This window comes from Georgenia sp. Z1491, assembly GCF_057652395.1.
Genome location: NZ_CM172729.1, coordinates 3,440,063 through 3,453,949, shown reverse-complemented (window position 1 = coordinate 3,453,949; position 13,887 = coordinate 3,440,063). Strand labels below are relative to the sequence as shown.

13 protein-coding genes are annotated in these 13,887 nt (G+C 63.2%); 10 read left to right on the top strand and 3 right to left on the bottom strand.

The window, feature by feature from the left end:
* Positions 1–108: 108 nt before the first annotated feature.
* Positions 109–939, bottom strand: a complete 831-nt coding sequence (locus AC24HA_RS15950) for an IclR family transcriptional regulator (protein ID WP_425709999.1) — start codon at positions 937–939, stop codon at positions 109–111.
* A 254-nt stretch (positions 940–1,193) separates the two neighbouring features.
* Between AC24HA_RS15950 and AC24HA_RS15945 the strand changes: the two genes are divergently transcribed.
* Genes AC24HA_RS15945 through AC24HA_RS15935 form a run of 3 tightly spaced genes read left to right on the top strand, consistent with a single transcriptional unit; the run spans position 1,194 to position 4,787 of the window.
* The gene (locus AC24HA_RS15945) at positions 1,194–2,849 is read left to right on the top strand and encodes a flavin-containing monooxygenase (protein WP_425710000.1); all 1,656 of its coding nucleotides are present in this window, start codon (positions 1,194–1,196) and stop codon (positions 2,847–2,849) included.
* A gap of 25 nt (positions 2,850–2,874) precedes the next feature.
* Positions 2,875–3,870, top strand: coding sequence for an ABC transporter substrate-binding protein (locus tag AC24HA_RS15940; protein WP_425710001.1), 996 nt, complete (start codon positions 2,875–2,877; stop codon positions 3,868–3,870).
* Between the two features lie 35 nt (positions 3,871–3,905).
* Positions 3,906–4,787, top strand: coding sequence for an alpha/beta fold hydrolase (locus AC24HA_RS15935; protein ID WP_425710002.1), 882 nt, complete (start codon positions 3,906–3,908; stop codon positions 4,785–4,787).
* 63 nt (positions 4,788–4,850) lie between these two features.
* Here AC24HA_RS15935 and AC24HA_RS15930 read toward each other — a convergent pair whose 3' ends face one another.
* The gene (locus AC24HA_RS15930) at positions 4,851–5,837 is read right to left on the bottom strand and encodes a WD40/YVTN/BNR-like repeat-containing protein (RefSeq protein WP_425710003.1); all 987 of its coding nucleotides are present in this window, start codon (positions 5,835–5,837) and stop codon (positions 4,851–4,853) included.
* Between the two features lie 238 nt (positions 5,838–6,075).
* Here AC24HA_RS15930 and AC24HA_RS15925 point away from each other — a divergent pair, with 238 nt between their 5' ends.
* From AC24HA_RS15925 to AC24HA_RS15895, 7 genes are read left to right on the top strand one after another with little or no spacing between them, the layout of a single operon-like run.
* Complete coding sequence (locus AC24HA_RS15925) at positions 6,076–7,866, top strand: polysaccharide biosynthesis protein (RefSeq protein WP_487563543.1); 1,791 nt, start codon at positions 6,076–6,078, stop codon at positions 7,864–7,866.
* A complete protein-coding gene (locus AC24HA_RS15920) occupies positions 7,859–9,016 on the top strand; it encodes a DegT/DnrJ/EryC1/StrS family aminotransferase (RefSeq protein ID WP_487563542.1) in 1,158 nt (385 codons plus the stop codon). Before AC24HA_RS15925 ends, AC24HA_RS15920 begins: the two co-directional genes overlap by 8 nt.
* Positions 9,013–9,630 carry a sugar transferase gene (locus tag AC24HA_RS15915; protein WP_487563541.1) on the top strand — a complete coding sequence of 206 codons (618 nt, stop codon included), beginning with the start codon at positions 9,013–9,015 and terminating at the stop codon, positions 9,628–9,630. Before AC24HA_RS15920 ends, AC24HA_RS15915 begins: the two co-directional genes overlap by 4 nt.
* A 1-nt stretch (position 9,631) precedes the next feature.
* Positions 9,632–10,321: an acetyltransferase gene (locus AC24HA_RS15910; protein ID WP_487563540.1), complete on the top strand. Its 690-nt coding sequence runs from the start codon at positions 9,632–9,634 to the stop codon at positions 10,319–10,321.
* Positions 10,318–11,250 carry an NAD-dependent epimerase/dehydratase family protein gene (locus AC24HA_RS15905; RefSeq protein ID WP_487563539.1) on the top strand — a complete coding sequence of 311 codons (933 nt, stop codon included), beginning with the start codon at positions 10,318–10,320 and terminating at the stop codon, positions 11,248–11,250. The genes AC24HA_RS15910 and AC24HA_RS15905 overlap by 4 nt, the downstream gene beginning before the upstream one ends.
* Before the next feature lie 2 nt (positions 11,251–11,252).
* Positions 11,253–12,407: a glycosyltransferase family 4 protein gene (locus AC24HA_RS15900; protein WP_487563538.1), complete on the top strand. Its 1,155-nt coding sequence runs from the start codon at positions 11,253–11,255 to the stop codon at positions 12,405–12,407.
* Positions 12,404–13,597: a glycosyltransferase gene (locus AC24HA_RS15895; protein WP_487563537.1), complete on the top strand. Its 1,194-nt coding sequence runs from the start codon at positions 12,404–12,406 to the stop codon at positions 13,595–13,597. The genes AC24HA_RS15900 and AC24HA_RS15895 overlap by 4 nt, the downstream gene beginning before the upstream one ends.
* 34 nt (positions 13,598–13,631) lie before the next feature.
* Here AC24HA_RS15895 and AC24HA_RS15890 read toward each other — a convergent pair whose 3' ends face one another.
* The gene (locus tag AC24HA_RS15890) at positions 13,632–13,772 is read right to left on the bottom strand and encodes a hypothetical protein (RefSeq protein WP_487563648.1); all 141 of its coding nucleotides are present in this window, start codon (positions 13,770–13,772) and stop codon (positions 13,632–13,634) included.
* Positions 13,773–13,887 lie beyond the last annotated feature (115 nt).

Sequence of the window (13,887 nt, the reverse complement as noted above, 5' to 3'; positions counted from 1 at the left end):
CACCCAGCCTGCGCGACCATGAAGCCGCTGCCGTTCGCGGTGCGGATGTGCGAGTTGACAGCCCCGCGTGCGGGCGAAGCCAATTGCTGGTCATTCTCTTGACGTCGACTATTGCTGCTGCCCACCGTGCGCGTCGGACGTCCCTTGCCGGACCATGTATTCGAGGAGCAGTAGCTCGGGGTCGCGCGTGCGCTCGGTATGCAGCGCTCGGCTGATGCCATGCGCGGTGGCACGCACCGCTGGGCGAGCGTTGTCAGCCAGAGCGCTGTCGCGCGGAACGAGGACCGAGACCGCCGCGACGACCTCGTCGTGCTGATCGCGGATCGGGGCGGCGAGTCCCGTGACGTCCGGGTGGATCCATCCCTCGATCGCGCACACGCCGGAACGGCGACCGGCCTCGATGGCCGCCCAGATGTCATCGGTGCGGGTCGGGGACGCGGAGGTGAGCGGCCGAGGGATCGCGCCGAGGATGGCCTCCCGCTCGGCGTCGGTCCCGAATGCTGCGAACACGATGCCGGCGGAGCAGGTGGCAGCCGGAAGCCTCCCGGCCAGTTTGAGGATGCTGATGGCAGTCGGCTCGGGCGCTCGGAGATTCTCGATGTAGACGACGTCTGTTCCTCGGAGGACCGACAGTTGCGTGTGCTGCCGGACGGCTGATTGCAGCCCCTCGAGGAACGGCAGCGCGCGGTCCCGGAGTTCGGTCTGGGGTGAGTTGCGTACGGCCAGCTCCCACAACCGCAGCCCGATCCTGATGCGCCGTGTGTCGGTCCGTTCCAGGAGCTCCCACCGAATGAGCTCATTGACGATCCGGTGAGCGCTCGGGATCGGCAGACGACTGGAGCGCGCGATCGCAGCGACGCTGAGCTCCGACTCGTCGCTCTGAAACGCCTCGAGGACTCTGACGACGCGTGAGATCACGGACTCTCCGGGCGTGGCCATGAGCAAGATCCTTCCGATGAGTGAGAGGTTCTTTTCCTGCGGGTAGTCCCTACGCAGAAAGGGTATCGCTCAGCAAGAGATTGGGTGGCGCGGCCTCGGTTCGACAGGGATGCTCACGGCCAAGTAAGGACGCGCTATCCCCGTCGTGAGCAGGCGGCGCACGAAGCGTGGCCGGTGAGTCACAGACAACCCGTCGGAGAGTGCCGCGCGCAGGGCGGGGTGGCGCTCAGAACGCAGAGCGAGGAGACGCAGTGGTGGGAGAACGGGATGGCACGTCCGGGGCACCGACGCCAGAGGTCGACGTCCTCGTCGTTGGAGCTGGTCTGTCCGGGCTGTACTCGCTGTACAGCCTGCGGAAGGCGGGCTTCACCGTCCGGGTGCTCGAGAGCGGCGACGACGTCGGCGGCACCTGGTACCACAACCGGTACCCAGGAGCTCGGTGCGACATCGAGAGCCTCGACTACTCCTACTCCTTCGACGAGGACCTCCAGCAGGAGTGGACGTGGAGCGAGCGTTATGCGAGCCAGCCCGAGATCCTCTCCTACCTCCGGCACGTCGCCGAGCGGTTCGACCTCCGCCGCGACATCGAGCTCCGGACCCGCGTCGACCACGCCTCGTGGCACGACGCCATCGCCCGCTGGTCGATCTCCACGGACGACGGTTGGTACTACTCGGCGCAGTTCCTTGTCCTCGCGACCGGGGTGCTCTCGGCGGCCCAGTTGCCCGACATTCCCGGGCTGTCCGAGTTCGCCGGCGAGCGCTACCACACCGCCGACTGGCCGCACGAGGGAGCGGACCTCACGGGCAAGCGGGTCGGTGTCATCGGCACAGGTTCGTCGGCCACTCAGCTCATCCCGCTCGTCGCCGAGGACGCTGCACACCTGACGGTCTTCCAGCGCACACCCAACTTCGTGATGCCGGCGCAGAACCACCCTCTCGACGACGAGTTCCAGAACCGCTGGAAGGCGAGCTACCCCGAGCGGCGCCGTCACGCGCGCACCACCAAGAACGGTCACAACCAGCCGAGCAACGTCGCCCGTGGAGCGGACGTGAGCGCGGCGGAGCGGCGGGCCGAGTTCGAGAGCCGCTGGCAGTCCGGCGGGCTCTACATGATGCGCGCCTTCACGGACATCCTCACGAACCCGGACGTCAACGCCGAAGCAGGCGACTTCGTGCGGGACAAGGTTCGGAGCATCGTCGACGATGAGGAGACCGCCGAGCGACTGCTCCCGCCCCGGGACCTTCACCTCGGCACGAAGCGCCTCTGTTCAGGCACGAACTATTTCGAGACGTTCAACCGGCACGACGTCTCTCTCGTTGACCTCAGGTCGACGCCGATCGGCCGCGTCGTGCCCGAAGGCCTCCGCACCGCCGACGGCGTGGTCCACGAACTTGACGCCCTCGTCCTCGCCACCGGGTTCGACGCCATGACCGGGTCGTTCGTACGAATCGATGTTCGTGGCCGCGACGGCCAGACCCTGCGCGAGAAGTGGTCTCACGGCCCGCGCACCTACATGGGTGTGATGACCCACGGGTTCCCCAACCTCTTCGTCATGGCCGGCCCGCAGACGCCGTCGGTCTTCAGCAACATGGTGACGCAGGCGGAGATCCACGTCGAATGGGTGACCGCGTGCCTCGAGGCGCTCCGGAGCGCGGGTGACACCACCATCGAGCCCACCCTCGAGGCCGAGGACGGCTGGGTCGACCACGTCAACGACCTCGCCGCATCGACTCTCTACGGCAGCTCGCGGCATTCGTGGTTCTGGGGAGCCAACACACCGGGCAAGGCGCGGGTCTTCGCCCCCTACGTCGGCGGCATCGACCGCTACCTCGCCACCGTCACGGAGTCCGCCGAGCACGGCTACTCCGGGTTTGTCCGCCGCGGTCTGTCGACCGCGGCCCACCGATAGCCCGACGACAACAAAGGAGACAACGATGTCTGCTCGAACAGCTTCTACGATCGCAGTCCTCGCGGCCACGGCTGCCCTCGTCCTCGCGGCGTGCGGTGACGAGGATGCTGGAGGGAGCGCGGACGCCGAGACCCCCTCCGAGGGAGCCGACGACGCGCTGCAGCAGGTCACGGTCGGCGTGCAGCCGTTCGCGGAGCTCGCGCCCTTCTACATCGCTATTGAGGAGGGCCTCTTCGCCGAGCACGGCATCGAGGTGGAGCCCTTCCCCGCCAGCCAGGGCGCGGAGCTCATCACCGCCATGGTCGCCGGCGACGTGCCGATCATCTACGCCAATCACTTCAGCTCCCTGACCGCGGTGGACCAGGGGCTCGACGTGCAGATCTTCCGGGAGAACGACCGGGGCGAGTCCCAGGCGCTGTACGTGCTCCCGGACAGTGAGTTTCAGGAGCCGGAGGACTTCGAGGGAGCCTCGATCGCGGTGAGCGGTCTAGGGAACGTCATGGAGATGACTGCTCGGGCCGTCCTCGAGCACCACGGCGTGGATCTGAGCACCGTCGAGTTCGTCGAGCTGCCGCCGCCGAACATGCAGGCGGCGCTCGAGCAGGGCCAGGTCGACGCGGCCTGGCTGGTGGAGCCGTTCATCTCGTTCGCCTCGCAGGCCGGGGCAGTACCAGCGGTCAGCGCCTTCGAGGGACCGACCGAGAACGCGCCGGTGGCCGGGTGGGCGACGACCAGCGCCTACTTCGGCGAGTCCCCAGAGGTGGTAGCGGGCTTCGCCGCCGCGATCGATGAGGCCATGCAGATCGTGGCGGAGGATCCGGAGGCTGTCGCGGACATCATCCCGACGTATACGGAGATGAGTGCCGAGGTCGCGGCCTCGCTCTCGCCGATCGGCTACGCGATCGAGAGCGATCTCAGCGACCTCTCGGTCGTCGAGGAGCTGCTGCTCCAGTACGACGTGATCGGTGGCTCGGTCGATCTCGGCTCGCTCGTTCTCGACCCGACGACGGGAGGAGAATGAACTCCCAGGTGGAGAGCCCAGGCACCGCGCGACCGATGACGGACCGGGAGCCGGCCGTGCACGAGCGGGCGATCCGTATCGGTGGCGTGACGACGCGGTACCTCGAGGCAGGCGACACGGGGGCCCCGCCGTTGCTTCTCCTGCACGATGGTGCCTGGGGCGGGGCCAGCGACGTCACCTGGGGCGCAAGTCTCCCGAGGCTGGCGCAGGACTTCCACGTGCTCGCCCCGGACTTCCTCGGCTTCGGCGGGAGCGACAAGGTCACGTATTTCGACCGGTCGACCTATAGCCCACGGATCGAGCAGGTCGAGGCGCTCCTCAGTGCGCTGCTGGTTGAACGTCCGCACGTGGTCGGCAGCTCCTACGGGGGATCGATCGCCCTGCGGATGCTTGCGGAATCGTCCATCGAGCCCCGATCGGCGGTCTCGATCGGCGGGACCGGTGGCCCCTGGAAGACCCGGACGCTCGTCGAGGACCTCGGCCGGTGGGACGGTACGGAGTCGGATCTCGCCCGCGTGCTGCGGTACCTGATGGACGAGCGGCATCCGGACTTCGAGGCGCAGTTGGCAAGACGGTTGAGGTGGGCGACGGCGCCGGGGCATTTCCGCGCGGTCGCCTCGGCTGTGCTTGCGCTCCCGGAGCCGCTGCGTCTGCGTGTGGAGGACCCGTGGCCGGGCACCCTGCGCGGCGTGGACACGCCCGTCCTGCTGGTGCAGGGCACGCAGGACGAGCTCTTTGAGCCCGAGTGGACGACCGGGATCGCAAGCCTGCTCGAGGACGTTCAGGTGGTCCGTATGGACAGCCTCCACTCACCCAACCTCGATCACCCCGAGCAACTGGTCGGCCTGATCCGTACGTTCATCGGCTCGGTGGAGCGAGTGCCTGTCGACGTGCGCAGTCTCCATGGCGGCGAGTAGCCAGGACTTTCACCACGGCGGCACGTCGCCGCAGATGAAGGATGACTGGCCGCTTCGGTCGAGCTACCAGCTCGCCCCACCATCGTTAGACACGAGCGTCTCCTCGCCCGCCCACAGCCACATGGCGTCGCCCGCGCCGGCCACGGCGGTCTGACCGGCCGCGGGCTCGGCACCCTCGGCGCAGCCGACGGGGGCGGTCGATCCCTCGACGCCGGCCGTCCACAGCTGCGTGCCCTCGCACCCCTCGGCGGACCCGGCGAGCACGTAGCCCTGCAGGGTGAGCCCGACGGCGACGGCGCCGGTCTCCTCGGCGGTCGTCGTCCAGGAGGAGCCACCATCGGTGGAGACCGACAGGCTCCCGTCCGTGCACAGCAGCGCCGCACTGGCGTCGTCGAAGCCGGCCAGCCCGGCAACCTCGCAGGGGGCCTCGACCTCGCCGACGGTGGTGCCGAGCACCGCACGGTCACTGGGGTCGATGTACCAGGTGCCGTCCACGAGCTCGGGCGCCTGTTCCCAGTTGTTCCCACCATCCACGGAGCCCGCGTAGACGGGCGCACAGTCCGGGTCGACCCCGCCGACGGCGAAGACCGCGGTCGGGGTGATGGCCTTGAGGCGTGTGACAGGGGCGAGGCCGGTGTCGGTGGGGGACCAGGTGGCCCCACCGTCGGTGGTGAGCTCGACGGTGCCCGGGTTCTGGCAGTCACCGACGACGGCGCGCCACGCCACCTCCCCGTTCGCGCTCGCGAGGAGCCGTTCAGCAGGTACCGGAAGGGCCGCCTCGACGGGGCCGTCCGACTCGGACTCCGACGGAGCCTCTGCCGTCTCACCAGGGGTTTCGCTCGCGGACTCGTCCGGCCCGTCGCCCTCGACCCCCGAACCAGACGACGACTCCTCCGGTGACGTTCCGACGCTCGGCGGGACGTACTCCCCGGCCTCGCCCGACGCACTCGCCGGATCGCGCAGCAGCAACAGCACGATCAGAACAATGTTCAGCAGGACGAGGACACCGATCAGCGCGTACGTCACAGGCCTGCGCACGCGGGGAGACATGCGGAGAGCATAGGGGACGCCGCAGCGGCGGGTAGCACTTTGGCCAGCGCTGGCACCGATTGCGGGGTGTGGGCCGGGACAGTGACACGCGCGGCACTTTCATGCATCTCAATCCGTCCGGGGTGAAACCGAGGGTGATTACGATGGCACCGTCCGTGTTCCACAGGGGGCTTCGCTGAAATTAGGGGCGCACGAGCGCATGGTGATGAGTAGTCCGGTCCCCCGCAGGCTGGTGAGAGTGGCCTGGGACGTCCTGAGCTGGGTCCTGGCGATCGGTGCGATCGTGCTGACCCGGTACGACTTCTACCTCGAGACGGACCAGTGGAACTGGGTCGCCGTCTACGCGCTTCTCGCCTGTGGCCTGCAGGTCGTCGTGGGCGCGGTCCTCAAGATCTACCTCGGGCGCTACCGGATCGGGAGCTTCGACGAGATCCTCGGGCTCGTCGTCAGCGTCGGCATCGTCATGTTTCTCGCTGGATCCACCTTCCTCGCGATACGTCCGTTCGGCGACTTCCCCAGAGGAACGGCGATCCTTGCCCCGCCGCTGGCGCTCCTGCTCATGGCCGCAGGCCGATGGGGCTACCGCGCGTGGCAGACCAACTCACGCGTCGTTCCCAAGGACGCCGAGCCGACCCTCATCTACGGGGCGGGCGACGCCGGCTACCAGCTCGTGCGCCTGCTCAAGATGGACGACGCCTCGCCGTTCCGACCGGTCGGACTCATCGACGACGACCCCAGCAAGCGCAACCTCACCCTCGCGGGCGTCCCCGTGCTCGGATCCCGGGCGCAGCTCGCCGATGCCGCCAAGGCCACCGGTGCGACAAAGGTGGTCATGGCCATCTCCCGCGCAGAGCCGGAGATGCTCCGCGAGGTCTCCGCCCTCGTCGAAGACGCGGGACTGCAGTTCCTGCTGCTCCCCCCGGTCAGCCAGATGGTGGGCGGCCGCGTGAGCGTCGCGGACGTCAAGGAGCTCGACATCGCCGACATCCTCGGTCGGCGGCAGGTCGACCTCGATCTCGACTCGATCGCCGGCTACCTCACTGGGAAGCGCGTCCTCGTCACGGGTGCTGGCGGCTCGATCGGCTCGGAGCTCGCGCGGCAGGTGCACCGCTTCGGACCGGCGGAACTGGTGCTCCTCGACCGCGACGAGTCGGCCCTGCACTCGGTCCAGCTCTCGATCTACGGTAAGGCACTCCTCGACACGCGGGACGTCGCGCTCGTCTCCATCCGCGACCAGGAGTCGCTCCAGGATGTGTTCGACGCACATCGTCCCGAGGTGGTCTTTCACGCGGCCGCGCTCAAGCATCAGCCACTTCTGGAGATGTACCCCGAGGAGGGGTGGAAGACGAACGTCCTCGGTACCCTCAACGTGCTGCGAGCGGCCGAGAAGGTCGGTGTGCAGCAGTTCGTCAACGTCTCGACGGACAAGGCCGCAGCTCCCGTGAGTGTCCTGGGCAACACCAAGCGCGTGGCGGAGCGGCTGACCTCCTGGTTCGGGGAGACCGCCGACGGCACGTACATCTCCGTCCGCTTCGGCAACGTCCTCGGCTCGCGCGGCTCGATGCTGCACACGTTCCGCGGCCAGATCGCGCAGGGCGGGCCCGTGACGGTGACCCACCCGGAGATCACCCGCTACTTCATGACGATCCCCGAGGCCGCGCAGCTCGTCGTCCAGGCCGCAGCGATCGGTAACGACGGCGAGGTGCTGGTGCTCGACATGGGGGAGCCGGTGAGCATCCTCGATGTTGCCGAACGCCTCATCGCGGCCTCCGGCAAGAAGATCGACATCGTCTTCTCTGGGCTCCGTCCCAACGAGAAGATGCACGAGGTTCTCATGAGCGACACGGAGACGGCGACGCGTTCCAACCACCCGCTGATCTCGCAGGTACCGGTGCCTGCGCTTGCGCCGTCGACTCTGAAGTCCGTCCACCGCGCGTCGTTCGATCCCTCCGCTAACCAGAACGGCGTGCCGGCCACGACCTTTGTGGCAGGTACGAATACCCAAAGGGGACGTGACATACATGCCTGAGCGCATCTACCTCTCCTCGCCGGATGTCACGGAACTCGAAGAGAAGGCGCTGCTGAACGCTTTCCGCTCAGGCTGGATCGCCCCCCTCGGCCCTGAGGTCAACGCTTTCGAGGAGGAGATTGCCGACTTCACCGATAGGTCCTACGCGGTGGCGCTGTCCTCGGGTACTGCTGCTCTCCACCTGGCGTTGCTACACCTCGGTGCCGGACCAGGGACAGTGGTCCTCACAGCATCGATGACCTTCGCTGCCACTGCAAACGCGATCACCTATACCGGGGCCGAGCCCGTCTTCGTTGACAGCGACGAAACGGGCAACATCTCCGTCGAGCTCCTCGAGCAGGCCATCACGCGAGAGATCGAGCGCGGGTCGACGATCGCCGCAATCGTCCCGGTTGATCTGCTGGGCAAGCCAGCCGACTACGTGGCTATCGAGGCGCTTGCGACTCAGCACGGTATTCCCGTCCTATCCGATGCCGCCGAGTCCCTTGGCTCAGTACGCAATGGTCAACCTGCCGGCAAGTCAGGTGTCGCAGCCGCCATCTCGTTCAACGGCAACAAGATCATGACGACGTCCGGGGGCGGGATGCTGGTCACCGACGACGAGGAGTTCGCAGCGCGGACCCGATACCTGGCCACCCAAGCGCGACAGCCCGTGGTTCATTACGAGCATCTTGACGTCGGATACAACTACCGGCTGTCCAATCTCTTGGCAGGCCTTGGCCGGGCGCAACTCAGTCGCCTACCGGCGATGATCGAACGCCGGCGCGCGACACGAAACTGGTACCGATCGATGTTCGCAGACATCCCAGGCGTGGAGATCCTCGGCAATCCAGACGGCTCGGAATCATCCGAGGGCGACCACGACAACTTCTGGCTAACTTCGATCCTTGTGGATCGAGATTTAACGGGATGGTCGGCCCACGCTCTCGGAGAATTCCTGTCGTCTCAAAATATCGAGGCTCGGCCGCTGTGGAAACCGATGCACCTCCAGCCTGTGTTCGCCGACCGTATGGCATACCTCGATGGCACAAGCGACTCACTCTTCCGCAGAGGTCTGTCGCTCCCAAGTGGCTCGGCGTTAACATCGACGCAGTGCGCCACGATCGCAAATGAGGTTGGATCATTCCTAAGACAGCAGAGCGTCACGTGAGCTCTGCATACACGCGACTAAAGCGTGCGCTTGACATCATTGCCGCTGGAATTGGGCTCGTTGCGACTGCTCCACTCCAGCTCGCTATCGCAGGCATCGTCCGCAAAAAGCTCGGTGCGCCGGTGCTATTTCGTCAAGTGCGGCCCGGACTATACGGGCGGCCGTTTGAACTAATCAAGTTCCGCACGATGCTTGAACCGAATCCAGAAGCCGGCTACGTAAGTGACGCGGATAGAATGACGACACTGGGCGCATTCTTGCGGTCTGCCAGCCTAGACGAGTTGCCGACGCTCTGGAACGTTGTTCGTGGCGACATGAGTCTCGTTGGCCCACGTCCGCTACTAATGGAATACCTGGAGCGCTACAGCGCAGAGCAGAAGAGACGACACGACGTACGCCCAGGCATCACGGGCTTGGCCCAGGTGCGTGGACGAAACTCAATCGAATGGGATGAAAAGTTCCGTTACGATGTCGAATACGTCGACAACAAAAGCCTTGGATTGGATCTCCGAATTCTTCTTGCAACCGCGAGTTCTGTACTGAACCGCAAGGGGATCAGCCATGAGGGTCATGTGACCATGACCAGGTTCGAAGGACAGCACAATGATGCGTAGGATGGTAATCGTCGGTGCTGGGGGATTTGGCAGGGAGGTGCTCGACGTTATCGAAGCTTACAACTTAGAAAACTCCCATACATCTATCGAAGTGCTTGGAATAGCGGATGATGCACCCAACAATCTGAACCTTGAGAGAATAGCCCATCGCGGGTACTTCCACTTGGGTAACGTCTCTGAAGTCCTGAGAAAGCAGGCACCGGCACAGTACTTGATCGGGATTGGAAATCCCTGGACAAGACGGATGATAAGTGACGCATTTGAGGAGCGAGGCTGGGAGCCAGCAACGGTCATACATCCTTCCGCATCCGTTGGCTCGGCAGTGCGACTCGGGCAAGGCTCGGTAATTTGTGGTGGAGTTCAGCTCTCGACCAACAGCGACATCGGCCGCCACGTTCATGTAAACCCGAATGCAACCATCGGGCACGACGCCATGCTCAAGGACTTCGTATCAGTAAACCCGGGTGCTGTGGTGTCCGGAGAGGTGACAATTCAAGAGGAAGCGCTTATCGGTGCAGGTGCGACAATCTTGCAAGGAATAAGTGTTGGTCGGGGAGCGCTTGTAGGCGCCAGTGCATGTGTTACAAGGAATGTGCCCGCCGGGTCGGTTGTTCGCGGTGTTCCTGCCCGACAAATCGACGACAAGGCGGATGCGCACTACACTCAGGCTGACGGAAGGGAAGCATTGTGAAGGTTCTTGTAACTGGCGCGGCGGGCTTCATCGGATCTCGATTCGTCCGCTACTGCCGAGAAAATTCCCCAGATTGGGACCTCGTCGGCTTTGACGACCTAAGCACGGGTTATCGATCGAACCTTGAAGGTGTGGAAGTGCCACTGATTGTTGGCACCGTCGCTGAACCTGCTCAAGTTCAAGCCGCAGCCCACGGCGCGAATGCGATCGTACATCTCGGAGCTCTCGGCAGTGTGCCAAGGTCAGTATCAGATCCAGTTGCGAGTCACGTCGCAAATCTTACGGGAACGCTGAACGTCTTGGAAGCAGCACGGCGAAACGGGTCGTACGTGGTGTTTGCCTCGTCCAGCTCGGTCTACGGAGCGAATACTTCGCTTCCCAAGAGTGAATTTGACTGGACGCGCCCCATGAGTCCGTATGCCGTCACGAAACTGGGTGCCGAAGGATACGTGCTTGCGTACCAATACGCATATCAGCTCGAAACCCTCGCATTTCGGTTCTTTAATGTTTATGGACCTAGGCAACATGCTGGACACCCGTACGCAGCCGTAATACCGCGCTTCCTCGAATCAGCCTTTTCGGGAAGCGCGCTGACAGTTAATGGCGATGGCAACCAGTCACGCGACTTCACCTTTGTTGACACTGTGTCGGCTGTGCTGCACTCGGCCATTGACCGACGACTTACCGACGGTGATCCAGTGAACTTGGCTTATGGAACTACCACGACGATTAACGAGCTCGTCGAACTGATTAGCGAGAGGATGAACACCGAGCTTGAAATCGAGTATGCGGAACCACGCGTAGGTGATATTCGAGCTTCACAGTCGAACGGTGAGAGGATACGTGAACTCTTTCCGAATGTTGCACCCACTGCGCTAGACGCTGGTCTGGATCAGACAATCGACTGGTTTTCGTCGCAGAAGAAGTGACTATGCACCGTAAGATCGTCGTGGGCGTAACCAGTGACCAGTCACTGTCGCTATTGGACGGCTTTCCTGAGTTGTTGGTTGACCGCGGATGGGAGGTCCATCTTGTGGCGTCGCCGGGCTCACGGTTGTCAGGATACAAAAACGTGCCTGGAGTTGAAGTTCACCCTCTACTAATGAAGCGTCAGCCGCATCCGGTTGCTGACCTGCATGCGCTGGCGCAGTGGACGCAGCTGCTCAGGCGCATCCGACCGAATATAGTCTCGGTGGGTACACCCAAAGCCAGTCTACTTGGCCTGTGTGCGGCATTCCTAGCCCGTGTTCCAGCACGACAGTACCTGGTCCGAGGTTTGCGGCTAGAGACCGCAACTGGAATTCAGTTCAAGATTTTGAAGGCGACAGAAATGATTTCCGTGCGCGCAAGTACGGATATCGTCGCGATCAGTAGAAGCCTCCGCTCGCGTATGGTTGAACTCGGACTTATTGGCGACAGGCCAGTTGCAGTCGTTGGAGCGGGTAGTTCGAACGGTGTCGATCTCGGTCGTTACGACCCAACTATCCATTCCCGATCTGCAACGCAGAAGCTCGCAAAAGCCCTGGGATTGACGAGCCATGTGCCAGTCGTAGGATATGTGGGACGCTTAGCTGTCGACAAGGGCGTACTAGAAACTTTGGATAGCCTTACCGCATTACGTTCAGAAGGGATCGATGTCCAGTTGCTACTCGTGGGCTCAATCGAGGACGAGCGCGTTCGATCTGCGCTTCGAGAGGCCGAGAGCGATGGTCTGAGAGTAGTCCGGGCCGGATATCAAAAGAACCCAGCTCCGTATATGTTGTTGATGGACGTCTTTTGTATGGCAAGTCGAAGGGAGGGCTTCGGGAACGCAGCGGCGGAGGCGTCGGCTATGGGCGTTCCTGTCGTCGCTACCGCGGCGACTGGCTTGGTCGATGCGGTCGAAACTGGAGTGACTGGCTTGCTCACTCCAGTTGGCGACGTGAAGGCGCTTACGCTCAGTCTGTCCAAGATGCTCCGTCACCCGGAACTCAGAAAGAATATGGGAAACGCGGGCAGGAAACGAGTACTGGAGAAGTTCGATCGAACAACGGTCCAAAGGCTGTACGCCGATCGGCTCGAGCTACTACTAAGTGAGGCCGTGTGACTCGGAAGCTTGTGTTTGCGATACAAACGCGACTCGAACGGGACCCGGACGGAATCGTGCGCACGTCTGCAGGGTATGCACGGTTTGAAGCTTGGCACGGCTACCTGCAGGCGTTTGACGAAGTCGTCCTAGTGGCTCGAGTGAATTCAGTTGACAACGCGCGTGGAGAACGAGTTGAGGGACCAGGGGTCCGGGTACTCGAGGTCCCGTACTATCGCGGTGCTAGGCAGATGCTGCTGAATATTCACAAGGTTGTGCATTTTGTCATCTCGAAAGTCGATGATCCAAAGGCCCACTATGGTGCACGTATGCCAGATCTGGTTGGCCTTCTTCTCCAGTGGAGAGCTGCATCGCTTGGAGCTCCGTTTCTTGCGCAGGTGGTCGGGGATCCAAACGAAGTTCTGCGGGCGGGCGTGGGGGGCAAGGTGGGAAGGGCGATTGCGCCGGTAGTCTCAGCAATGCTCAGGTACTCGGTGCGTAGGGCAGATGCGGTCATCTATGTGACCCGCTCGACTTTGCAGGCTCTGTATCCAGCATCGAAATCGGCAGCCGTCCTGTCGCGGTCTAACGTTGAACTGCCTGCCAAAGCCATAGCGGGAAGACCAAGGGACTACAGCGCGGAGCCTGTGCAAAGGTATTTGCGGATAGTGACGGCGGGAAGCCAGGAGCAGAACTACAAGGGGCACGACACATTGATTGCTGCTGTAGAGCTCCTCGTGAAGAGTAATGTCTCGGTTCACGTAACGATTGTTGGCGGTGGCAGACTGCATGAGTCTTTGGTTGAACTGGCTTCAAAGAAGGGCGTCCTAGATTACATAACTTTTGTTGGACGTGTGCCATCCGCGGATGATGTTCGTCGATACATAATGCAAGCCGATGTCTTCGTGTTGCCTTCGCGAACTGAAGGGCTGCCGAGGGTCTTGATTGAGGCAATGGCGAGTGGTATCGCGTGTCTCGGTGCCCGCGTGGGTGGAATCCCAGAGTTGCTCTCCGAGAGTTGGATGTTCCCGCCTAATGATGCGGCGGCTCTAGCAAGTTCTATAGCCTCTGTTGCGGGCAACGCGGAGGTGCTGACTTCAGGCGCGCACGACCAATGGAAGACAGCGATAGAGATCGCAGAATCCTTTTCAGGCGACGACGTATTGTCGCAGTATCTACACGACTGGATCGGCAACCCTGACCGGCGCTAGACATTCGGGACGACGCCGGAAAGTCGGCGATAGCCTACATGGTCCTGTCGCGGCGCTCACTTATTGGAACGCACGGATTTCCGGCCGCGACGGTACTCGGCGGCACGCTCTTGGTAACCACGGATCCTGCGCCAACGACACTAGACCGACCTATCTCAACCCCGGGGAGGATCATCACTCTCATGCCGAGCCAGGAGAGAGCGCCAATGGTCACTGGTTTCGACACACTTCCTTGTTTTTGTATCGGACGCGAGGGGTCGGGCCAGGCGTGAGTATGGGTCAGCACAATC